Origin of the sequence: Lysinibacillus sp. G4S2, from assembly GCF_030348505.1 — a bacterium.
In the GTDB taxonomy this organism is placed as follows: Bacteria; Bacillota; Bacilli; order Bacillales_A; family Planococcaceae; genus Lysinibacillus.
Genome location: NZ_JAUCFJ010000002.1, coordinates 3,574,115 through 3,595,713, shown reverse-complemented (window position 1 = coordinate 3,595,713; position 21,599 = coordinate 3,574,115). Strand labels below are relative to the sequence as shown.

Sequence of the window (21,599 nt, the reverse complement as noted above, 5' to 3'; positions counted from 1 at the left end):
CTAACGTAGCGACAGCACAATTACGCCAAGGCGAAATTGATTTTTAATAAGGAGAGACACTTATGGAAACTGCAAGAAAAAGTTTTATTACGGGCAAAATGTTTAAAAGCTCGATGATAGACGCTTTAAAGAAGTTTAGCCCAGTATATATGGTGAAAAATCCTGTTATGTTTGTAGTAGAGATAGGGTTTATGTTTGTCCTGTTATTAACCCTATTTCCTAACATATTTGGGAACGAAGTAGGGGAACATGACCGATTGTATAATGCGATCGTCGCCGTTATTCTTTTTGTAACCATTCTATTTGCTAATTTTGCTGAGTCGATTGCTGAAGGACGAGGGAAGGCACAGGTTCAAACTTTAAAAAAGACGAAAACAGTGACACAGGCTCGTGTTCTGCTTAGTGATGGCTCTGAAATATTTAAACAGGCGCATGAGTTAAAAAAGGGCGATATCGTTTTAGTTCAGGCAGGAGAGGTTATTCCAAACGATGGAGAAGTCATTGATGGAATTGCTACCGTAGATGAATCTGCGATAACGGGTGAATCTGCACCAGTTGTAAAGGAGCGGGGCGGTGATTTTTCATCAGTTACAGGTGGTACGACGGTTACGAGTGATTGGCTGATGATCGAAATTACCTCAATGCCTGGTGAATCATTTTTAGATAAAATGATATCGCTCATCGAAGGAGCTAGTCGTAAAAAAACGCCAAATGAAGTAGCGCTCAATACACTTTTAGTAAGCTTAACAATTATTTTCTTATTAGTTGTTGTGACACTCTATCCAATGACAACTTATTTAAATGTACCGATTTCTATCGCAACGTTAATTGCCTTGACAGTTTGTTTAATTCCTACAACGATTGGTGGATTATTGTCGGCGATCGGAATTGCGGGAATGGATAGGGTTACACAGTTTAATGTAATAGCGATGTCTGGAAGAGCCGTAGAGGCGTGTGGAGACGTGGATACATTAATCTTAGATAAAACAGGAACGATTACTTATGGAAATCGTATGGCAGCTGAATTTCTGCCAGTAACAGGCGTAGAAAGTAAAGAGTTAATCCGAGCTGCATGGCTTAGTTCCTTAACAGATGATACACCTGAAGGAAAATCTATTTTGTCACTTGCTTGCGAATTAGGAGTAAATACAGGCGGTGAAGAAAACATTATCAAGTCAAGTGAACATATTCCATTTACTGCACAGACACGGATGAGCGGATTGGATATGAAGGATGGCACAAAAATTCGAAAAGGAGCCTACGATACGATAAAAAAAGAAAGTATGAAAGCAGGTTATAGCATTCCTGCAAATTTGGAACAGCTGATCCATCAAGTATCTTCTGTTGGTGGGACACCACTTGTAGTAACGTTAAACGACAAAATTTTAGGTGTTATTTACTTAAAGGATGTCGTCAAGGCAGGACTTAAGGAACGCTTTGAGCAGCTTCGTGCAATGGGTATTAAAACGATCATGTGTACAGGAGATAACCCACTTACTGCAGCATCTATCGCAAAGGAAGCGGGAGTGGACAGCTTTATTGCAGAAAGTAAGCCGGAAGACAAGATTCAAGTCATTAAAGATGAGCAGGCGCAAGGGAAAGTGGTAGCTATGACTGGTGACGGTACGAATGATGCGCCAGCATTGGCACAGGCGAATGTAGGGCTTGCTATGAACTCAGGTACGAATGCAGCGAAGGAAGCTGCAAACATGGTTGATTTAGATTCAAATCCAACTAAAATTATTGAAGTTGTAGAGATTGGGAAACAATTACTAATGACTCGGGGAGCACTAACGACTTTCAGTATTGCTAATGATATTGCAAAGTATTTTGCCATTATCCCAGCTATGCTAATGGTCGCTGTACCTGAGATGAGTGCATTAAACATTATGAAGCTCAATTCACCTTCAAGCGCAATTATTTCTGCATTAATTTTTAATGCGATCATCATTCCATTGCTAATTCCAATTGCAATGAAAGGCGTAAAATATAAGCCAATGAGTGCTGCAAAATTATTAAATAAAAACTTACTTATTTATGGAGTAGGTGGAATAATAGCTCCGTTTATTGGCATTAAGTTAATCGATTTACTAGTTGGGCCACTATTCCGGACGTTTGGTTTATAGGAGGAAGGTACATGCGAAAATTTTTTGAGAACTCAAAGCAAGCATTATTGATCACAATAACAATGTTCGTTCTATGTGGTTTTATATACCCGTTTGCTGTGACTGCATTAGCTCAAGGGTTATTTCATCATCGAGCAAATGGCAGTTTAATAGAAATCGACGGTGAAGCAGTTGGTTCAGAATTAATAGGTCAAGCTTTTACAGCGCCTGAGTACTTCTCGGGACGTGTTTCATCCGTCAATTACAATGTTTATACAAAAGAGGATACGATACCAGATGAAAATGGCCAGGTGAATTATAGCGGTGTAAGCTCTGGAACTTTTAACTATGCACCATCTAATCCGGAATTGAAGAAGAGAATAGAAGCAGATATCGAGAAGTTTTTAGTAGCAAACCCAACCGTAAAACGACAAGACATACCTGCTGATTTAATGACTGCTTCAGGTTCAGGGTTAGATCCCCATATCAGTGTAAAAGCTGCACAAATACAAGTAAAACGTATTGCCCAAGCAAGTGGGCTCTCTGAGGAAGAGATTGAAAAAATTATAGAGGCAAATACGGAAAAACGGTCATTTGGAGTTTTTGGCGAAAATAAGGTGAACTTCCTTATGGCCAATCTAGATATTATGAAAAAAATGGAGGGAAATGAGGCTCATCAATAAAAGTTGTGATGTCATATGTTAAAACGTAGGACATGAAAAGTTGATTGGAGTCGAACAGTCGGAACGGAAATCAACCGTACGTTATGAGAGTTAACAAATCAAAAACAGGTAGAGAAAAGTGTCTTTATTTTCTCTACCTGACTTTATTTTACGCTTGTGAATTTACAAGGATTTTAATTTGGTTGCGCTCTTTCATAAGTGCATCGAAGCCTTCTGTTACGACTTCATCAAGAGCAATTCGTTTCGTAACAAGTTTTTCAGCAGGGAAGTAACCTTGTTTCATTAATTCCATAACTGCTGGGAAAATATCACGATAAGCAATAATACCTTTTACAGAACGCTCTGTCAGTACGATATTGTTAGGCAGAATAGAAGCATCAGTTTCCCAAATAGAAACGATAATTGTTTCACCTTCGAATGTTGTTGAATCAATTGCTTGTTGTAATACTACAGGGACACCTGTTACTTCAAATGCAACATCTACGCCACCATTAGTTAATTCATGTAGGCGGGCGACCGCATCCTCGTCTTGAGGATTAATAACTGCTGTTGCGCCTAACTCTAAAGCTTTGGCAGCACGCTCTGCTGAAAGTTCTACAGCGTAAATTTCAGCTGCTCCAGCAGCACGCAATGCTTCGATAACAAGAAGACCGATTGGACCTGTTCCAAAGACTGCTGCTTTATCACCTGCTTTTAATTTACTTTGACGAACTGAATGTAATGCTACTGCTGCTGGTTCAACTAGTGCACCTTGTTCATAGGAAAGCCCCTCAGGCATTTTATGTACCATTTTTTCATCTACCATTGTATATTCAGAGAAACCTCCGCCACCGCCAGAAAGACCGTGGAATCCTAGGTGCTTACAAATATTATATTTCCCTTTTTTACAAGCAGCACATTCGCCACATGCAAGAATAGGTTCTACAACTACAGGATCACCAATTTGTACTTTTGTAACACCTTCACCAATTTCTACTACTTCACCAGAGAACTCATGTCCCATAACAATTGGCGCAATATCTTTACTTACATAATGAGGTTGTTCCACTGGAATAAAGATTGGGCCAGCTGCGTATTCATGTAAATCACTTCCACAAATTCCTGTCCAATGTACTTTGATTTTCACTTTTCCTGAGGCAATTACTGGTTCTTCAATGTTTTCTACTCGGATGTCTTTTGCTTTATACCATCTTGCTGCTTTCATGATAAATCAACCTCCTCTAATATCTTACATTTTTATCGTAACATATGGTAATTATTCAAATCATTAGTTATCGATGAATTGACATAAAATATACTAATTCTTAACTTTTTTCATCAGCATTTCAGCTTATACATTCGAAGAGGCTGATTAGCAAAAAAACAACAAAAAAATCCTTTTATCAGTCTGTAATAAATCTATATTTTCCTAATCAACATACCTGATAAAGTGTATCAAAAAACAAAGATTGATTTTCACTCCAAATAGGGATTTCCGCGCAAGTTATCCCACAGGAATCATCACTCTCCATGAAAAATAAACGATTCCTCATCATTAGTCTGAGTAGCAAACTGAATCAAAATAGTATTAAAGCTATGTTTAACATACTAAAAAGATCTAGACTACATTATATTGGAAGCTCACCATAGAACGAGACGGTTTTGACGCACCTCACAAAATGGGAATATTGAGGTCTTACGATTAAAATATCATACAGCTTTATGCAATCAAGAGTAGCGTTTGCCTGAACTGAGCGCTTTTTTTATTGCATATTAACAGCATTTCGAGTAACTTTGATAAGGGCTTCGCTACAGCTATGATTAAAGAATAAAATAATGTTCATGCTTAAGATAATAGGACGTTAATATACCTAAAAGTTGAATCATGATACAATGAGAAAGATGTTAGGAGGAACGAATTATGTCAAAATATACTGATTATAATTTTCAGCCATTTTTGCAGGACGCAATTGCAAAACTTGGCTTCACAGAACCAACGCCAATTCAAAAGGAAATCATTCCGCTACTACTAAAAGGGAAGAGTGCAATCGGGCAGGCACATACAGGAACAGGAAAAACACATAGTTTCTTAATTCCAATTGTGCAACGTATTAATCCCGACAAGCAGGAAGTGCAAGCTATTATTACGTCACCAACACGTGAGCTTGCTCAACAGATTTTTGATGCGTTAAATCAATTAATAGAAGGAACAACTATTCAAGCGAAACTATTTATTGGGGGTACGGACAAACAACGCTCTATCGATAAGTTAAAAACGCAACCACAAATTGTTGTTGGGACGCCAGGACGTATTCGTGATCTTGTTACAGAGCAAGCGTTATTTGTGCATACGGCGCCAATTTTAGTTGTCGACGAGGCAGATTTAGCATTTGATATGGGCTTTATAGAGGAGATTGACGGCTTTGCCTCTCAAATGCCTGAAAAGCTTGAAATGTTTGTATTCTCAGCGACGATTCCAGAAAAGCTTCAGCCTTTCTTAAAAAAATATATGGAAGCACCTGTTCATATCCATATGAACGATAAACGCCCGGTCGCAGAAGGAATTGACTTTGTACTTGTACCAGTGCGTTCTAAATCACGTAACAAACGTTTGTTGGAAGTTATTGAAGGGATCAATCCATTTTTAGCTGTCATTTTCACTAACACACGTAAAACTGCAGAGCACGTTGCAGGCTACTTAAATGAAAACGGGATTCGCTGTGGTCAAATACATGGTGATTTAAGTCCGCGTGATCGTAAGAAGATGATGAAGCAAATTCGAGATTTGGATTATCAATATATCGTTGCAACAGATCTTGCAGCGCGTGGTATCGATATTCAAGGGATTTCACATGTCATTAACTACGAAATTCCAGAGGACTTAGAATTCTTTGTTCACCGTGTAGGACGTACAGCCCGTGCAGGTAATAAAGGAACTGCTATCACATTGTTTGAGCCATCAGATGAGGATGCAGTAGTACGTGTTGAGAAAATGGGCATTCCATTTGTTCAAAAAGACGTAAAAAATGGCGAATGGTCTGAATTAAAAGAGCGTCATGCACGTAAAAATCGTGTGAAGCAGGAAAATGAAATCGATGCGAAAGCCAAATCATTAGTTCGTAAGCCGAAAAAAGTAAAACCAGGCTACAAACGTAATATGAAATGGGAAATGGAAAAAATTAAAAAACGTGAACGTCGTTTAAAAGCTCGCGGTAAAAAATAAGGAGGCTTTCAAATGCTACTTGGATCACATGTTTCAATGAGTGGAAAAGAAATGATGCTCGGGTCAAGTAAAGAAGCTCTTTCGTATGGGGCAAATACCTTTATGATTTATACAGGAGCACCTCAAAACACTCGTCGTAAGGCAATTGCTGACCTTAATATTATGAACGGCTTACTACACATGAAAGAGCATGGTATGACAAATATTGTTGTCCATGCTCCATACATTATCAATATTGCGAACACTGAAAAGCCTGAAACTTTCCGTCTTGGTGTAGATTTCTTGCAATCTGAGATCGAACGTACAGCGGCATTGGAAGCAACACAAATTGTATTGCATCCTGGTGCACATGTTGGTGCCGGAGCGGACGCAGGTATTGCTAAGATTATTGAAGGCTTAAATGAAGTATTGTCACAGGACTACCCAGTACAAATCGCATTAGAGACGATGGCAGGGAAGGGAACTGAATGTGGTCGTTCCTTTGAAGAGCTTGCCAAAATTATTGATGGTGTGACACATAATGAGCGTCTTTCAGTATGCTTTGATACTTGTCATACACATGATGCGGGTTACAATATTGTCGAGGATTTTGATGGCGTATTAAATGAGTTTGATAAATTAATAGGTGTAGATCGTATCAAAGTCTTGCATATCAATGATTCAAAAAATGTTCGTGGTGCAGGAAAAGACCGTCACGAAAATATTGGCTTCGGACATATTGGTTTTGACGCCTTAAAATATATTGTACATCATCCACAATTAATGGAGATTCCTAAAATCCTAGAAACACCATTTGTCGCATTAAATAGTGATGCCAAATCAAAATCGGCTCCTTATAAACATGAAATAGAGATGCTACGTAATGGAGAGTTTAAACCTGAGTTAATCGATGCTCTAAGAGGATAAAAAAATAGCCCGAAATCAGCTAGCATAAATACTGATTGTCGGGCTATTTTCTATTATTTTGTAAATAGTGCGATAAGCTGTCTAGAACGCTTTCTACCTAAAACAGCTTCAACCTCTACAAGTATATCTTTCGGAATACCTAAAAAGAGCCAAGTAAATGAGAATTGCTCCAAATAAGGTCGAAGTTTTTTTACTTCAGAAGTTGTAATTTCAAATCCTTCGGCACGAGCAATGGCAACAACTTCTTTATCACTACTTTGTGCTAATTGCTGTAAAAATTGAATACTCAAAGCCAATCCCCCTTTTAAAGTTTTTTAGTTTCTTTGAAACGAAATCCTTCTTGTGAACGCCGTGACAACAATGAAAACCCTTACTTTAAAAGTGTTAGAATCAATGCCTATTACAATTTAATTTGAGCGCGGTTCAAATAAATAATAAAATCTTTGTTTAAGCGAAAAGACCACAATATTAGACACATAAAAGCAAACTAATTTTCTAGGTATATTGATTAGCCATTTTTATACATTTGCATTACTTCAAATCGGCTGATTTCGAATAGGAATATATTGGCAAAATAGCAACGAGAAAAAGCCTTTATAATAAACCTGTTTTTTTCCTAATCAACACGGCTGATAATTTCCTTTACAAAAACGGTACTTTCATTTATACTTACAATTTGTAAATCGTAATGATTTTGAATTAGAAAGAAGCGATCGTGCATGAAAAAAGCATTTATTGAAATTGAAAACGTGTCATTTCAATATGACTATACACAAGTATTAAAAAATATCTCTTTCCGTGTAGAAGAGGGAGATTTTTTAGCACTTCTCGGTCCAAATGGTTCTGGGAAATCGACATTATTAAAAATTATTTTAGGATTATTAAGACCAATGTCTGGAGAAATAAAATTATTTGGTGAACCAAGTGCAACTTTTAAGCATCGTGAATGGATAGGGTATGTGTCACAAAAATCCAATGCCTTCAATTCAGGATTTCCAGCAACCGTCCAAGAGGTAGTAAAAAGCGGATTAACTAAAAAATTAGGGCTATTTAAAAAACCTGGACGAGATGCAAAAGGAAAAGTACTTGAAGCATTAAAAGCTGTTGGAATGGAAGCTTTTATGAATCGTAATATTGGTGAATTATCCGGTGGGCAACAGCAACGTGTCTTCATTGCAAGAGCCTTAGTCAGTGAACCAAGGCTACTAATATTAGATGAACCAACTGTCGGCATTGATCATGAGAATGTACAGTCATTTTATGATATGCTGGTCAAATTGAATCGGGAACAGGGAATTACAATGATTCTTGTTACACATGATGTCGATACAGTATCGAACCGTATCAGCCATGTAGCATGTTTAAATCAAACTATACACTTCCATGGTTACAAAAATGAATTTGATACAATTTCTCAGGATGCGCTTGATGCTTGGTATGGCCATTCTGTGAGAAAGATTCACTAGAAGGAGAAGGCACAATGATTGAAGCAATTTTTAACTATGAATTTTTACAAAATGCCTTTTTCTCGGGAATATTAATTGGCATATTGGCACCACTGCTAGGTGTTTTTATTGTTGTTCGCAGGCTGTCACTTATTGCAGATGCCTTGTCACATGTGACACTCGCAGGTATAGCGGGTAGCTTATATATCAGTCAATCTGTCCCGGCCTTGGCCATGCTAAATCCAATTTATTTAGGCATCATTGCCTCTGTCAGCGGTTCGATTTTAATTGAGCGTCTTAGACGTTTATATAAGCACTATGAAGAGCTTGCCATTCCAATTATTATGTCAGGTGGGATTGGGATTAGTGCTATATTTATTTCGCTTGCAAGTGGCTTTAGCACGGATTTAATGAGCTATTTATTTGGTTCGGTATCAGCTGTGTCACGTCAGGATTTATGGGTAGTGGTAGGAATTGCTGCCGTTGTTATTATCTTTTTGTTGTTATTTTTTAAGGAGCTTTTTGTTTTATCGTTTGACGAGGAATATGCAAAAGCTAGCGGTCTACCTGCACGTTGGATTCATCTCTTATTTATGGTTGTGACAGCACTAGTTATTGCTGCAAGTATGCGTATAGTTGGTATTTTGCTTGTGTCATCACTAATGACATTACCAGTGGCTGCTGCCATGCGCTTGGCAAAGGGCTTTAAGCAAACGATTATCTATGCGATTGTCTTTGGGGAAGCAGCTGTGTTAATAGGTCTTGTCAGTGCTTTTTATCTGGATTTAGCGCCTGGTGGTACAATTGTCGTCACTTCCATCTTCATTTTGTTGCTAGTTATTCTAGGGAAGAAAGTAGTATTTAAAATAACTGCAAAACAAGAGGAGGTTGCTTAGTGAATGTTTCGAAAGCGTGGGAAATTTTAAAAAAGAACGGCTATAAAAAAACAGATAAGCGGGAGTTAATTTTAGATATGTTTGCAGCAACAGATAAATATCTAACGGCTCGTGACTTATTGGATGTTTTAAAAAAAGATTTTCCTGGTATGAGTTTTGATACAATTTATCGCAACCTAGCAACGTTTGTGAAGCTTGGAATACTGGATGAAACGGAGTTATCTGGGGAGCGAAATTTCCGTATGCATTGCGAGTCTGAACATCATCACCATCATTTTATTTGTATGGATTGTGGCAATGTCAAGGAGCTAAATCTTTGTCCTATGGAAATGCTCGGAGAAAAACTACCAGACTATGAAATTGAAAATCATAAATTTGAGATTTATGGTAAATGTCCAGAATGTAAACATGAAGCCTTTTAAAGCTTGAGTTTTTTACTACTGTAAATCTAAAATGACAATACTAAAAAAAGGGTTAGCTCCAAGTGATGTTTCACTTGGAACTAACCCTTTAATAGTTTCTAAGCAATTCTGCGAATAGCATCAATCTTATTGCAATCAATTGTTAGAATTATTGAAGTTGTTTCTAGGAAAGTTGCACAACAATTTTGTGGGTCGAAGGCAATGAATGTCACACCAAGGAAACTACTACATCCAGATAAAAAGATGTCTAGTCTAGTTGGGACTTCTAATTTTCTTAATTGATGGCAAATACAATCTTTACAGTTATGGCTGAATCTACTAGAGTATTTTTCCATTTCATGACAACATTTTTTATGACACTTGCTGTAATCCCAGTTCATATGTGTTGCGAATCGATTATCTTCCATTACTAAGACCGCCCCGTGGCTATTAGTGTAAAGTTTGCACCTTACACTGTAATCTATTATTTATCAAGAAAAAGAGATTGGTAAATGTCCGATAGGTAATTTAAAAAGTTATTTTTTCTTAAATATTGATAGAGGGATTTTGCTGTTTTTGTATAATTTGGGCTCTTCACTAAAACGTGTGGTTGATTTCCGTTCCGACTGGGCGCTTTCCAGGGGGCGTCCGATGAGCCGCTTCACTCGCGATGCTCGCTCCAGGGTCTCATCTGTGACGCTAATCCCCTAGGAGTCGCCCAGTCTCCACTCCAATCAACCAATATACAGTGCATATATTTTTAAAAATGTCATCCACAACTTATGGTGATGAGCCATAATTTGGTTTGTATCACAGGGGTTTGTCTTCTTTTGGCTCTTCAGCAAAACGTGTGGTTGATTTCTTTGATAGAAAGAGCTCGTTTTTCGATAAAAGCCCAAATAGTTTCGATAAAATGAGATTTTGTTTCGATAAAAGCTCAAATAGTTTCGATAAAGAGCGATTTTGTTTCGATAAATCTTCAAAGTATTCCTATAAAACGAACGAAAGGAGCTTTAGCGATTCTATTTTGGAGCTCGACACTAAAACATTCACAAAGATTACCTTGATCACTTTATTTTTCAATATTAAAAAAAGAGTTTTCTCTTGCGCTGAGACAACTCTTTTTTTGGCTCTTCGGCAAAAAAAGAGGGGGGTGATTGGGCACTTAGTTGTTGCTGTCGCTTCGCTTTCGCACAGAGCAAAGCTTCTCGGGGTGTCAGATGAGCCGCTTCACTCGCGTTGCTCGCTCCAAGGCCTCATCTGTGACGCTAATTTCCAAGGAGTCGCCAAGCCGGAACGAAGATCAACTAATACACGGGCGCATATGTTTTAACAATGGCATCCACAACTTTTGAGGATGAGCCATATTCAAGTGTCTTCTCGATGTATTGCTAGTAGTAAAGATAAAAAAAGACGAATGATTACGTTAAAGTATTCATTCGTCTTTTTTTATTATTGATGTTTTTGTTGGAAAGCTACCATAAAGTCACGTAATGCTTCACAAGCCTCTAATGGTACAGCATTATAAGTAGAGGCACGACAGCCACCTACAGAACGGTGTCCATTTAGTCCAACAAATCCTGCTGCTTTTGCTTCAGCAAGGAATTGTTTTTCAAGCTCTTCGTCAGCAACACGGAAAGTGATGTTCATTAAAGAACGGCTTTCAGGTGTTGCATGACCTTTATAGAATCCATTGCTATTGTCAATGGCATCATAAATTACTTTTGCCTTTAATTCATTATGCTTCGCAATTTCAGCAACGCCGCCTTTAGACTCTACCCATTTCAATACTTCACCTAGCATATAGATACCAAAAGTTGGTGGTGTATTGTATAAAGAGTTACTGTCAGCATGTGTTGTGTATTTTAGCATTGTTGGAATATTTTTATTCGCTTTTTCTAGCAAATCTTTGCGAATAATGACTACTGTTACACCAGATGGACCAAGGTTTTTTTGAGCCCCTGCATAAATTAGACCGAATTTACTTACATCAACTGGCTTAGAAAGAATATCACTAGACATATCTGCAACTAACGATACATTACCTGTTTCAGGGAATTCTTTCCATTGTGTACCATAAATTGTATTGTTCGAAGTGATATGCACATAGGCATCATCTTCATTAAATTGAATGTCAGCTAAAGCTGGGATATTGCGGTATTGATTTTCCTTTGTGCTAGCAGCTTCAACAGGCGTACCAAAAAATTTTGCCTCTTTGAATGCTTTTTCAGACCAAGAGCCTGATAATACGTAGCTTGCCTTTTGATCGGCCTGTAGGAAGTTCATTGGGATCATAGTAAATTGAAGACTAGCTCCACCTTGTAGGAAAAGGACTTCATAGTTTTCTGGGATAGCATAAAGCTTTTTCAATAAAGCAATTGCTTCATTATGTACTTCATCGAAAATGGCACTGCGATGGCTCATTTCCATAATTGACATACCTGATTCACGGAAGTTTACTAATTGTTGTTGGGCTTTTTCTAATACTTCTACTGGTAGTGCAGATGGGCCTGCGTTAAAATTGTATGCACGTTGTGTCAAAGCGATACACTCCTTGTTATGTTTAATAAGGTGAAATCTCAATCATAGGAAGTTATTATTCCCTATTAATTGGTTGTTGAACCTATCGGGCTTATATGGTCAGTTTCATAGACTATCAAAATAGACCGTTAAAGCGGGATAAAAGCACTTTACTGGATTATAACTCAAATTTCAAGAGAAAAAATAAAATTCTCACTATTCGAGCAGAATAATGACAGGTAAGCAACAAAATGTACACAATTGAGATAAATCCAAAATGCTTTTTAGGTTTAAATACGAACGAATGGAAATATAGATAGGTATATATGAGCTTATATTTCGTAATTTACATATTAGTTAATCAGCGGAAATATAAAATGTTCGTGTTTGTTTGTGTGGAATGGCGTCGGCTGCAATCGTTGTAGCAATGGAATTTTTTCGTCGTGATATTGATATTAACATTGCTCAGTATTTAAAGATATATAATTATCTGAAATTTTAGAGGTGTTGTTGTTTTATTACAAATAAAATTTGGAGGGGAAAATGATGCAAGATAACAAAAAAATAATTTGGATTAGTATATTTATAGCATTACTTTCAACTATTTTTATTTCGAATAAATCTACAACTTTTGGAGCGCCTTTTCAATGGGTTACTTTTTACGGTAAAAATGATATAAATAATTTCTTCTCGCTATTTACTTCAAAAAATTTTACTCAAACCAATTTCAATATTGGAATACTAGCAATAAATATTCTTTTAAATTATTTAGTTCTATTTTTTGTTCATAAGAAATTTAAATTAAATGTTTCAAAACGAAAAGAAAAATAAAGGTTTTAAAATATCAGTTGTTTAGATATTCTTATGTTGTCCATATTATCGGTATATCCACTGGTTTGATGGAGGCTAAGATGTAATATTGATTGTATTTACCGTTACTATTTGATGGACGGAATTTTTTTAACTTCTTTCAGCAAATGCGGTTTTAAGTCCCTTTTCAGCGGGTGTCCAAACATCCGCTGAAAGAAGTTAAAGCCTCTAGCGGATGTAACGGAATCGGAAAGGCGTTAATAAAAGGATGTTAGCCCAAAATCATCACATCCATGCGATAACGGCTAACTGTCCTGCATCATGCAGGTCTAAGCATAAAGCCGATTCGGACGCAATTATGCCGAGCATAATTGATCTTTCCCCATAAACCAAGCAACTTTCGGTATAATGAACTGTGAAAATGAAATAAGGGGTGTTTTGAATGTTTACAATAGAGGAAGCGTGTTTAGTTGTCGTCGATGTGCAGGGCAAGTTAGCGACAATTGTTGATGAAAGTGAAGCAGTGGTTGAAAATGTGGCAAAGCTGGTACAAGCTATGAAGGTATTGGAAGTACCCATTTTATGGCTTGAACAAAATCCTAGTCGTTTAGGTGGGACTCCGTTAAATATTGCTCAGCATCTTCAAGGGCAAGCGATTGCAAAAATGGCATTTAGTGCTTGCCAGGAGCAAGAATTTGTTGCTGCATTGAAGGCGAGTGGTCGTACTCAATTTATCGTGACAGGTATCGAAGCGCATATTTGTGTCTACCAAACAGCGCGACATTTAAAAGAGCAAGGGCTTGAGGTCGAAGTTGTTGTAGATGCTGTGTCCTCTCGTACAAAGGCCAATAAGGAGATAGGGCTAGAGAAGATGAAGGCACTTGGAATTTTACCAACAAGCACAGAAATGATTTTATATGAGCTACTACAACGTGCAGATCATCCACATTTTAAAACAGTGCTACAGCTTGTTAAATAACAAAAAATGGATGGGGCAAAACTGGTCAAAACCTTAAAAAGCGCGATAAATCAATTTTGCGTAAAAAAATATGCTTATGTCATAGCGATGCAATTTATCAGTGCGGTCAGAGAGTGTTGCATGAAGGTAGATGTCGATATTTTTCAAAAGTTGGTTGATAAATCGATAAAGTTGGTCGATAAACAATCAAAAGTTCTCGACAAATCTCAAAACTGCAGCTCATTAATGATTTTTGTCGCTGTCGTTGCGCTCCGCCCCACTTTCGCTGCAGAAAAATGAGGTTTTGTCCCCGCCTCTTTATTGATAAAAGAAACTATATTGTGGTTAACCAAAAGCATAGTTTTCTTCTAGACTAAAGAGCTACATCCCCGAGGATGTAGCTCTTTAACTATTTGTTCTTAAGCAGGCATGTCTGTCGGAGTTGGTTTTGCGTAGCCTTCTTTATATGTGTCATCAATTTTTTGACGAATTTCTTTGAGACTCATGCCATCTTTATGCATTTTTGCAGACTGTACAGCGATTTCTAGGCAAACGTTACAACGAGTACCGTGATCATCCCAGACAATTGTTCCATCCTTACGCTTTTCCTGAATAAAGCAGTTTAGATTGCTTTTATGTCCAACTGATTCTCCACATCCACAATAGCATGGCATCCATTCTAGAATTTCGGTAGATTGTCCAGCAATTTGATACACTAAGCGAATGTTTTCAGTTTGATTATCTAAAAAGGATGGTAGCACATTAGCAGATGCAGTTTCCTCTTGAATATCTCCAGAAGCATGTGCATGTTCTTCGTGTGAAGCTTCTATTGGCGTTTCATTTTGATTTTTTTCAACAACCTTTTTATCTTCACCACAAGCACTTAACACTAATAACGATAAAACAAAAATAGATAAAAGTTTTTTCAATAAGAGCGCCTCCTACATGTTTACAATACAGCCATTATACCATCGTTCGCTTAAACATTTACAAGAAGCGCAGGTAGAAATCAATGAAAAATATCTAATCCACGTGTTTTGTTCATTAAAAGTTCCATTTTTTCACTCAGTAATTTTTTCAAGAAGAAACCAAACAGAATAAAAATGAGCCAGAAGCAAGATAAAAAGGCAAGATCCATCCATACTTTAGACCAAATAATACCACCAACAGCCTCACGCATCATTTCGATTGCATAAGTAAAAGGTAAAAATGGATTTATTATTTGGAAGAACTTTGGTAATAGTTCTACAGGATATGTGCCACCAGAACCTGCAATTTGCAATACTAGCATGACAATGGCTAACGCTTTCCCAACATTTCCGAATACAGAAACTAGCGTATAGACAACCGTAACAAACACTAAGCTAATAAATAGCCCAAATGGTATAAAGAAATAAGGAGCACTAATGGATCCATCTAAAAGAACTATATCTCCTATTGTAATAATGAGCGTTTGGATAAATGAAAAAGTTGCAAATGTTAATAAACGTCCAAAGTATATTTCACGAATACTGTATTGATTATTATCGTGAATATTTACAGATAAAAGTGAAATTAATAATAAACAACCGACCCAGACGGAAAGCACAGTATAAAATGGTGTCATAGCTGTTCCGTAATTAGCAATCGGAAACATCCTATGTTCCTTAAGTTTAATAGGCTCCTCAAAGAAATCCCGCTCAGCATTGACGTCATTTTTCAATAATTGAACGATTTCAGAAATATCAGCTTCACTTTCTAATGTTCGCAGCTTATCTGCAAGAGCCTTAATTTTTGTACTTAAAGCAGGGAAATTCGATTGTACTGTACCAATTGTCTTATTAGCTGTTACTAACATATTTTTAGCATTTGTTAAACGATCTGTTGCTTGAGGTAGAAGACTTTTTACATTCGTTAACATAGATGATGCATTTGTTAATGTATTTTTCGCAGAAGCCAAGGTTGTGTGAATTTGTGGCTCTAGGTTATCGTTATAATGAGTAAGGAATTGCTGCAGATTGTTAGAAACATTTTGCGCAACACTTTGAACATCAGCCAGATCTTTTTTTATCGTTTCGACATCAATATTATTTAACTGCTGTACTTTAGTTGAGACGTCAGTTAGTAATGTATTTAGCTGATTTAATGCTGTTAGAGAGCTTAAAGAATAATCGGTTATACTAGGATTTGCCTGTAAATTTCCACGTATAGCTTCAAGTTGTTCAATAATTTTATTATTAGTTAGTAAAGTCTTTACATCTTCAGAATTGCTTTGCTGTAGCGCCGTCAGGATGTTTTGCACATTGTTATCAAGCTGTTTACGAGACGAAGCATCAGCTTGTGTTAATTTTTGGAGTGCTTCAAGTGTTTGGATACTAGAATTTACTTTTTCACGAGATGTATCCAACTGGTTTTTAATCGTATCCTTTATTTGTGCAATAGTAGCTGAATCCACATTAGTATTTTGTAGCTTCCCTATTAGCTCTGTAAATCGTTGAGCAATATTTTGAACAGCTCCTAAATCCTTTTTAATGATAGGGGATAGCTGGGTGAACAGTGTGTCAGCTTCATTAATCAATTTTAAGCCTTGATCGATAGTTGTTAGACCATCATTTGTTAATTTTTCAGCCTCAGGAACTTGGGTCATCGTATGGTTCAGTAATGTCTCCGCTTCCTTCCCGCCTTTAGAGGTTTGTGCTAAAAATGTTTCAATACCGGGAAGATGTTGTTCTATTGTAAAAATATAATTTTCAAACTTTCTAAAGTCTGGAATTTCCCGTTCCATCTCAACACCGATCGTATTAAAAATAGAGAAAAGTGTTCCATTGACAGTTGAGATAAATTCACTAGATACTTGTTGAGTTAGGCCACTAGCACCTTTAATTGTAATTTTGGGTGAGATTGGATTTATTTTTTCATTTACATAATAATCGATATGCGCTTTAATAGGCTGATTTGACAGTATAGAGGTTAATTTTTGAGAAAAATCACTAGGGATGACAATAACCGCAAAATAATCACCGTTTTTTAAATCATCAATGGCTTTTTCACGAGATGTAAATTCCCAAGAAAAGTTTTTATTTGTACTTAAATTATCTATTACCTCGTTACCGACATGTATATCCTCTCCTCTAACACTCGTTCCGGTGTCTTCATTGACAACAGCAATTTTCATATTAGCTGTGTGGGCATAGGGATCCATAGAGGCATAAATATTGAGCCACGCATAAAGAGAAGGTAAAAAGATTAGTCCACCAATAATGACAGCCACTACCCAGTTTGTTAAGATATTATGGATATCACCTTTATAAATTTGAAAAACATGTTGGATAGTGTGTTTCATATTAACGACCCCACATTCGTTTTGAGCATTATATATGTATGTTCCCAAAATTGGGCGAAATTATGTTTGAATTGTAGAAAAACTTATTTTTCAAAGACGAATTAGTTTACTAGGGTTTAAAAAAACTTTATAATCAATCGCGAATACACTAAAATTAGGATTTTTTAGTGTGAAAAAGGAGGAACACAATCTAGTGAAAAAACTACTAATTATTGGCTCAGTTATTGTTGTGTTATTTATAGCAATTATTGTGCTAACAAATGTATCGAACAATAATAAGGTAACAAGTGCAAAAAATCCTTATGGCGACAAAGTACTAAAACAAGAAACAATAGATCAATTGGATGATAAAAATTACCAAAACATTATGCTACCTGACGAGCTTGACAAAAAAATAAAAGCTGGTGAAGATGTAAATGCTTATTTCTTCAGCCCAGTATGTGGACACTGTCAAGTCTTCACACCAGTATTAATGCCGATTGCTAAGGAGCTAGGCATTGAAATTGCCCAGTTAAATACTTATGAATACGGGGATTTATTTGATAAATACCATTTTGAAGCGACACCAACATTCATTCATTTTGAAGATGGTAAAGAGGTTACTCGTTTTGTAGGTGCATTACCAGAAGAAGATTTACGTGCATTTTTAAATAAAGAAGTATTAAAAAAATAAGAAAAGCAGCGACTGTATCAAAAGTTATTTTTGAGCAGTCTTTTTTTGTGTATACTAAATATACTGAAGAGTTGTATATTGGGGGAATATTGCATGACAATGGATGATTATTTTTATAATGGTGAGCTAATGAAATGTTATGAGGTAGCTAAGCAAGTTACAGAGGAAAACGAGAAAGCGTTAGCTGATAAATATATTAAATTATTGGAAGAGTATGATTTTACTAGCTATCCAAAGCCTACGTTGTTTGTAGAAACTCAGCATATAGAACGAACAGATGAAAGTTATCCTGAATCAGATGCCGTCGTCAAAATTCGTGCAATAAAAGATGAAGCACAGTTTTCTATGCGTATTAAAGAGCTAGAGGATGTAGCAAAAACAGGTACTCCAAATGAAAAGGCACAATCATTTTTTACACAGGGAGAACTGTTTTTATTTGCACATCACTACAATGAGAGCGTCCATTGTTTTAGACAAGCCGTACAAGAAAACCCTAATAAAGCTTTATATTGGGGGATTACAGGACAAACAATGCATCGTTTCGGTTGGATGCCATTCGATGCCCTTGGTTATTTAGAACAAGCTATTAATTTAGATCCAAAAAATGCGCGTTGGAAATGGAATAAAGCACTTGTTCTTATTCAATTAGCGAAGGATTTACAGATGGCACCGTTTATGGCCAATGCAGCGATTGCATTAGAGGAGGCGCTGACTGTTTGTGGCGAGCATCAACGATCGTTAAAGGATGCTATTCAAAATACAATAGATAATATGGATAGCTATGTATTTTCATAACATTAAAAAGATGTCTCAAGTTGGGGCGTCTTTTTTTTGCGGTGAAATCTGGCTTGTTAGAGTTTTTGAATAACATGTTAAATTAAAATTGTCTTGGCGTATATATGGCTCATCAGCAAAAGTAGGGGATGGTATTTGTTATTACTAAGTATTGAAGTTGATCTTCGTTCCGGCTGGGCGACTCCTTGGAGATAGCACGTCACAGATGAGACTCTGGAGCGTAAGCGAAGCGGGTAGGGGAACGAAGGCTAAAGGCATCACGTCCTGTGATAACACCTTCGTGACCAACGTCCTATCACTGCTGCTACGTTAGCACTACGCTTTCGCACAGAAAACACCTGTCGCTGCCGCTTTCGCACAGAAAACATCCGTCGCCCCGACGCCCTCAGGAAAGCCCCCAACCGGAACGAAAATCGACCCTACGTATGGTGTAAATATTATTTTATAATAATTTATTACTATTTTATTCTGTTATAGTTTTGATTGAAAAGTCGATTTTTCATGGTAATCTTATAGTATAATTATACCAAAAGTCCTTTGTGAAATAGTGAATAGAAAGAAATATTTTGAAATCAAAGGAGGGTGTTAGATGTGGAAATTTAATGAGGACTTTTCATTTGTGAGGCAGGGCATTCAATTCATCCTACTATCAATGATTTTCTTAATCGTCATTGGACTAGGTGGAGATAAATTTTATGGAATATTTGGTGAGAATAATTATGTCACGATTCATTTAATGATGGAAATTCTCATCATTGTGGTGACGATGGCTATTTCGATTCAGACGTGGTTAATTTCACCATATATTTTATCGAATAGAGTTCTTTATGCTGGGGCATTGTTTTTAACATTTAGCTTAATAGAAATTGCGCATGCGCTCTCCTATAAAGGAATGCCTTTTTTCATTACTGAAAGTACACCATATGCTGCAACATGGTTTTATATGCTCGGGCGATTACTATTATCGATTGGATTTCTAACTATTTATTTTGTTAAGGAGAAGAAAATCAAATCAACTTATCGTTGGTTTATTTATAGTTTACCGTTTGTAATAATCACTTGTTTTGTTGTTATCATCTATGCACCAACGCCAATATTGCCACCTCTTGTGATAGAAGGTGAAGGTCCTACTGTTTTAAAAAATACTTTGCAATATACAGCTGTTGCGTTAAATTTGGTGATTGTGGTTCTATTGCTGAAAAACTTTAAGAAAGTACCAAAAATTGTATTTTTATTATTAGGTAGTTCAATTTATTTAATAATGAGCGATTATCTATTTACAATTTATCAAGATGTTTATGATATTAAAAATTTCATTGGACATATTTTTGAGTTAAGTGCATTTTATCTTTTATTTAGAGCTATTTATTTTTCATCTATTGAAAAACCTTTTCAACAATTAATTGATACACAAGGGCATTTGGAAAAGTCTCGCGAAAAGATGCGTTATATGGCTTATCATAATGAAGTTACGAATTTACCAAATGAACGTTTTTTGATGGAATTATTAAATAGAAATTTATACATATCTAAATCTCAAAAGGCAATTATTGCTATCGGGATAGAAAGAATTCCTGCTATTAAAGCATCTTTAGGCAGTACATATGCGGACCAAATGATCAGTCTAATAGCGCAAAGGCTGAAAAATGTTTTACCAGAGAAGTATCCTCTATGCATACTGAGAGAAGATTATTTTGTTGTTTTTATTGATGAGGTGAATAATACCCATCAACTAACTCAGCTAAGTCAACAGCTTCAATTGGTTATGGAAGAATCATTTCAAATACAACATTTTTCTCTAAATAGTCAATTAAATATTGGCATTGCGTTATTTCCAACAGATTCTTATAGGGAAGAGGAACTTGTTAGATTTGCACTTTATGCTATGCATGAAGCACATAAAATGCCAACACGTATACGGTTTTATGAGTCCTCAATGTCTAGCGGAATGACTGAACGACTTTTATTAGAAAATGATTTACACAATGCATTAGCTAATCAAGAGCTTTTTTTAGAATATCAACCACAACTAGATTTACAGACGGGCCAAATTAAATCAGTAGAAGCTTTAATCAGATGGCGGCATCCTAAAAAAGGTTGGATTTCGCCAGGGGTCTTTATTCCAATTGCTGAGGAATCGGGTTTAATTATCCCTATTGGACAATGGGTACTAGAAACAGCTTGTAAACAAGTGAAGCGGTGGGAGGGAGCTGGATTGCCACCTATTAAAGTGGCAGTCAATTTGTCATTAGGTCAACTTTTTCAGCAAAATTTAGTTGAAATGATTCAGGATGTTCTTGAAAAAACACAATTAGAGCCACAATATTTACAGTTAGAGATAACAGAAAGTATGACGATTAATATCGATCATATGACGGCGATTTTGCATCAATTGAAGGCACTTGGGGTTACAATCGCGGTAGATGATTTTGGGACGGGCTATTCATCATTGTCGTATTTAAAGGATTTTCCTATTGATTGCTTAAAAATTGATCGGTCTTTCGTTCAAAAAATACAATCAAACTTTACAGATAAGGCTTTAGTAGACACGATTCTTTCTATGGCAAAGCATTTACAGTTAAAGGTAGTTGCAGAAGGAATAGAAGAGTTAGAACAGCTATCATATCTAGTAGCAGGAGAATGTGATACTGTACAAGGTTTTTTATTTAGTAAACCGATACCTCCAAATATTTTACAGGAAAACTATCAAACGCTACACGAGAATGCAAAGTGTATTTTAGATTCAATTACTACAATTGAAGGATAATATGACAATTGAAAACATCTTCGTTTCAGTATATGACGAAGATGTTCCTTTTTGTTTCTGAAGCTATGCAAACGATGAAAAATATTTCAACAGCCTACATTGAAAGCCTAAACGTT

The 21,599-nt window shown here is 36.4% G+C and carries 19 protein-coding genes; 13 read left to right on the top strand and 6 right to left on the bottom strand.

Annotated features, from left to right (window positions below; translation table 11 throughout):
* Positions 1-62 precede the first annotated feature (62 nt).
* Complete coding sequence (gene kdpB, locus QUF91_RS18430; RefSeq protein ID WP_285394842.1) at positions 63-2,126, top strand: potassium-transporting ATPase subunit KdpB; 2,064 nt, start codon at positions 63-65, stop codon at positions 2,124-2,126.
* 11 nt (positions 2,127-2,137) lie between these two features.
* Positions 2,138-2,788, top strand: a complete 651-nt coding sequence (gene kdpC / locus QUF91_RS18425) for a potassium-transporting ATPase subunit KdpC (RefSeq protein WP_289418988.1) — start codon at positions 2,138-2,140, stop codon at positions 2,786-2,788.
* Positions 2,789-2,936: 148 nt separating this feature from the next.
* Here kdpC and QUF91_RS18420 read toward each other — a convergent pair whose 3' ends face one another.
* On the bottom strand, positions 2,937-3,992 hold the full coding sequence (locus QUF91_RS18420; RefSeq protein ID WP_285394844.1) for a 2,3-butanediol dehydrogenase: 1,056 nt from the start codon (positions 3,990-3,992) through the stop codon (positions 2,937-2,939).
* Between the two features lie 696 nt (positions 3,993-4,688).
* Here QUF91_RS18420 and QUF91_RS18415 point away from each other — a divergent pair.
* The gene (locus tag QUF91_RS18415; RefSeq protein WP_289418987.1) at positions 4,689-5,990 is read left to right on the top strand and encodes a DEAD/DEAH box helicase; all 1,302 of its coding nucleotides are present in this window, start codon (positions 4,689-4,691) and stop codon (positions 5,988-5,990) included.
* 12 nt (positions 5,991-6,002) lie between these two features.
* Positions 6,003-6,896: a deoxyribonuclease IV gene (locus QUF91_RS18410; RefSeq protein WP_285394847.1), complete on the top strand. Its 894-nt coding sequence runs from the start codon at positions 6,003-6,005 to the stop codon at positions 6,894-6,896.
* Between the two features lie 53 nt (positions 6,897-6,949).
* On the opposite strand, the gene QUF91_RS18405 is transcribed toward QUF91_RS18410, so the two are convergent.
* Positions 6,950-7,186, bottom strand: a complete 237-nt coding sequence (locus QUF91_RS18405) for a Nif11 family protein (protein ID WP_068983573.1) — start codon at positions 7,184-7,186, stop codon at positions 6,950-6,952.
* A gap of 429 nt (positions 7,187-7,615) precedes the next feature.
* Here QUF91_RS18405 and QUF91_RS18400 point away from each other — a divergent pair, with 429 nt between their 5' ends.
* The 3 genes from QUF91_RS18400 to QUF91_RS18390 are packed head-to-tail and all read left to right on the top strand — an operon-like array spanning position 7,616 to position 9,659.
* Positions 7,616-8,362, top strand: a complete 747-nt coding sequence (locus tag QUF91_RS18400) for a metal ABC transporter ATP-binding protein (protein WP_285394849.1) — start codon at positions 7,616-7,618, stop codon at positions 8,360-8,362.
* Between the two features lie 14 nt (positions 8,363-8,376).
* The gene (locus QUF91_RS18395) at positions 8,377-9,237 is read left to right on the top strand and encodes a metal ABC transporter permease (RefSeq protein WP_285394850.1); all 861 of its coding nucleotides are present in this window, start codon (positions 8,377-8,379) and stop codon (positions 9,235-9,237) included.
* Positions 9,237-9,659, top strand: a complete 423-nt coding sequence (locus QUF91_RS18390) for a Fur family transcriptional regulator (RefSeq protein ID WP_285394853.1) — start codon at positions 9,237-9,239, stop codon at positions 9,657-9,659. Before QUF91_RS18395 ends, QUF91_RS18390 begins: the two co-directional genes overlap by 1 nt.
* A 515-nt stretch (positions 9,660-10,174) precedes the next feature.
* Here the strand turns inward: QUF91_RS18390 and QUF91_RS18385 are convergent.
* Both QUF91_RS18385 and serC read right to left on the bottom strand, forming a co-directional pair.
* Positions 10,175-10,303, bottom strand: a complete 129-nt coding sequence (locus QUF91_RS18385) for a hypothetical protein (protein ID WP_289418986.1) — start codon at positions 10,301-10,303, stop codon at positions 10,175-10,177.
* A gap of 787 nt (positions 10,304-11,090) precedes the next feature.
* Positions 11,091-12,179 carry a 3-phosphoserine/phosphohydroxythreonine transaminase gene (serC, locus tag QUF91_RS18380; protein ID WP_285396338.1) on the bottom strand — a complete coding sequence of 363 codons (1,089 nt, stop codon included), beginning with the start codon at positions 12,177-12,179 and terminating at the stop codon, positions 11,091-11,093.
* 525 nt (positions 12,180-12,704) lie between these two features.
* Between serC and QUF91_RS18375 the strand changes: the two genes are divergently transcribed.
* The 3 genes from QUF91_RS18375 (at position 12,705) to QUF91_RS18365 (ending at position 14,226) form a co-directional block, all read left to right on the top strand.
* On the top strand, positions 12,705-12,989 hold the full coding sequence (locus tag QUF91_RS18375) for a hypothetical protein (protein ID WP_289418985.1): 285 nt from the start codon (positions 12,705-12,707) through the stop codon (positions 12,987-12,989).
* Positions 12,990-13,410: 421 nt separating this feature from the next.
* Positions 13,411-13,947, top strand: a complete 537-nt coding sequence (locus QUF91_RS18370; protein ID WP_289418984.1) for an isochorismatase family protein — start codon at positions 13,411-13,413, stop codon at positions 13,945-13,947.
* Between the two features lie 120 nt (positions 13,948-14,067).
* Positions 14,068-14,226, top strand: coding sequence for a hypothetical protein (locus tag QUF91_RS18365; protein WP_289418983.1), 159 nt, complete (start codon positions 14,068-14,070; stop codon positions 14,224-14,226).
* A gap of 119 nt (positions 14,227-14,345) precedes the next feature.
* On the opposite strand, the gene QUF91_RS18360 is transcribed toward QUF91_RS18365, so the two are convergent.
* Together QUF91_RS18360 and QUF91_RS18355 are read right to left on the bottom strand one after the other, a co-directional pair.
* Positions 14,346-14,855, bottom strand: coding sequence for a PCYCGC motif-containing (lipo)protein (locus QUF91_RS18360; protein ID WP_285396333.1), 510 nt, complete (start codon positions 14,853-14,855; stop codon positions 14,346-14,348).
* 80 nt (positions 14,856-14,935) lie between these two features.
* Positions 14,936-17,248 carry a YhgE/Pip domain-containing protein gene (locus QUF91_RS18355; protein ID WP_289418982.1) on the bottom strand — a complete coding sequence of 771 codons (2,313 nt, stop codon included), beginning with the start codon at positions 17,246-17,248 and terminating at the stop codon, positions 14,936-14,938.
* A 193-nt stretch (positions 17,249-17,441) separates the two neighbouring features.
* Here QUF91_RS18355 and QUF91_RS18350 point away from each other — a divergent pair, with 193 nt between their 5' ends.
* The 3 genes from QUF91_RS18350 to QUF91_RS18340 all read left to right on the top strand — a co-directional run bounded on the left by QUF91_RS18350 (position 17,442) and on the right by QUF91_RS18340 (position 21,483).
* Complete coding sequence (locus QUF91_RS18350; RefSeq protein WP_289418981.1) at positions 17,442-17,921, top strand: thioredoxin family protein; 480 nt, start codon at positions 17,442-17,444, stop codon at positions 17,919-17,921.
* 93 nt (positions 17,922-18,014) lie between these two features.
* Positions 18,015-18,716: a tetratricopeptide repeat protein gene (locus QUF91_RS18345; protein ID WP_289418980.1), complete on the top strand. Its 702-nt coding sequence runs from the start codon at positions 18,015-18,017 to the stop codon at positions 18,714-18,716.
* Positions 18,717-19,305: 589 nt separating this feature from the next.
* Positions 19,306-21,483 (top strand): bifunctional diguanylate cyclase/phosphodiesterase, encoded by a 2,178-nt coding sequence (locus QUF91_RS18340; RefSeq protein WP_289418979.1) that lies wholly within the window; start codon positions 19,306-19,308, stop codon positions 21,481-21,483.
* The last annotated feature ends 116 nt before the right edge of the window (positions 21,484-21,599 follow it).

What these genes read in the sequence shown, in the direction of transcription:
- QUF91_RS18355 (WP_289418982.1), bottom strand. Translation starts at nt 17,248, where the DNA reads ATGAAACACACTATCCAACATGTTTTTCAAATTTATAAAGGTGATATC.
- QUF91_RS18340 (WP_289418979.1), top strand. Translation starts at nt 19,306, where the DNA reads ATGTGGAAATTTAATGAGGACTTTTCATTTGTGAGGCAGGGCATTCAA.
- QUF91_RS18395 (WP_285394850.1), top strand. Translation starts at nt 8,377, where the DNA reads ATGATTGAAGCAATTTTTAACTATGAATTTTTACAAAATGCCTTTTTC.
- QUF91_RS18370 (WP_289418984.1), top strand. Translation starts at nt 13,411, where the DNA reads ATGTTTACAATAGAGGAAGCGTGTTTAGTTGTCGTCGATGTGCAGGGC.
- QUF91_RS18365 (WP_289418983.1), top strand. Translation starts at nt 14,068, where the DNA reads ATGAAGGTAGATGTCGATATTTTTCAAAAGTTGGTTGATAAATCGATA.
- QUF91_RS18345 (WP_289418980.1), top strand. Translation starts at nt 18,015, where the DNA reads ATGACAATGGATGATTATTTTTATAATGGTGAGCTAATGAAATGTTAT.
- QUF91_RS18415 (WP_289418987.1), top strand. Translation starts at nt 4,689, where the DNA reads ATGTCAAAATATACTGATTATAATTTTCAGCCATTTTTGCAGGACGCA.
- QUF91_RS18400 (WP_285394849.1), top strand. Translation starts at nt 7,616, where the DNA reads ATGAAAAAAGCATTTATTGAAATTGAAAACGTGTCATTTCAATATGAC.
- QUF91_RS18410 (WP_285394847.1), top strand. Translation starts at nt 6,003, where the DNA reads ATGCTACTTGGATCACATGTTTCAATGAGTGGAAAAGAAATGATGCTC.
- QUF91_RS18375 (WP_289418985.1), top strand. Translation starts at nt 12,705, where the DNA reads ATGCAAGATAACAAAAAAATAATTTGGATTAGTATATTTATAGCATTA.
- kdpC (WP_289418988.1), top strand. Translation starts at nt 2,138, where the DNA reads ATGCGAAAATTTTTTGAGAACTCAAAGCAAGCATTATTGATCACAATA.
- QUF91_RS18420 (WP_285394844.1), bottom strand. Translation starts at nt 3,992, where the DNA reads ATGAAAGCAGCAAGATGGTATAAAGCAAAAGACATCCGAGTAGAAAAC.
- kdpB (WP_285394842.1), top strand. Translation starts at nt 63, where the DNA reads ATGGAAACTGCAAGAAAAAGTTTTATTACGGGCAAAATGTTTAAAAGC.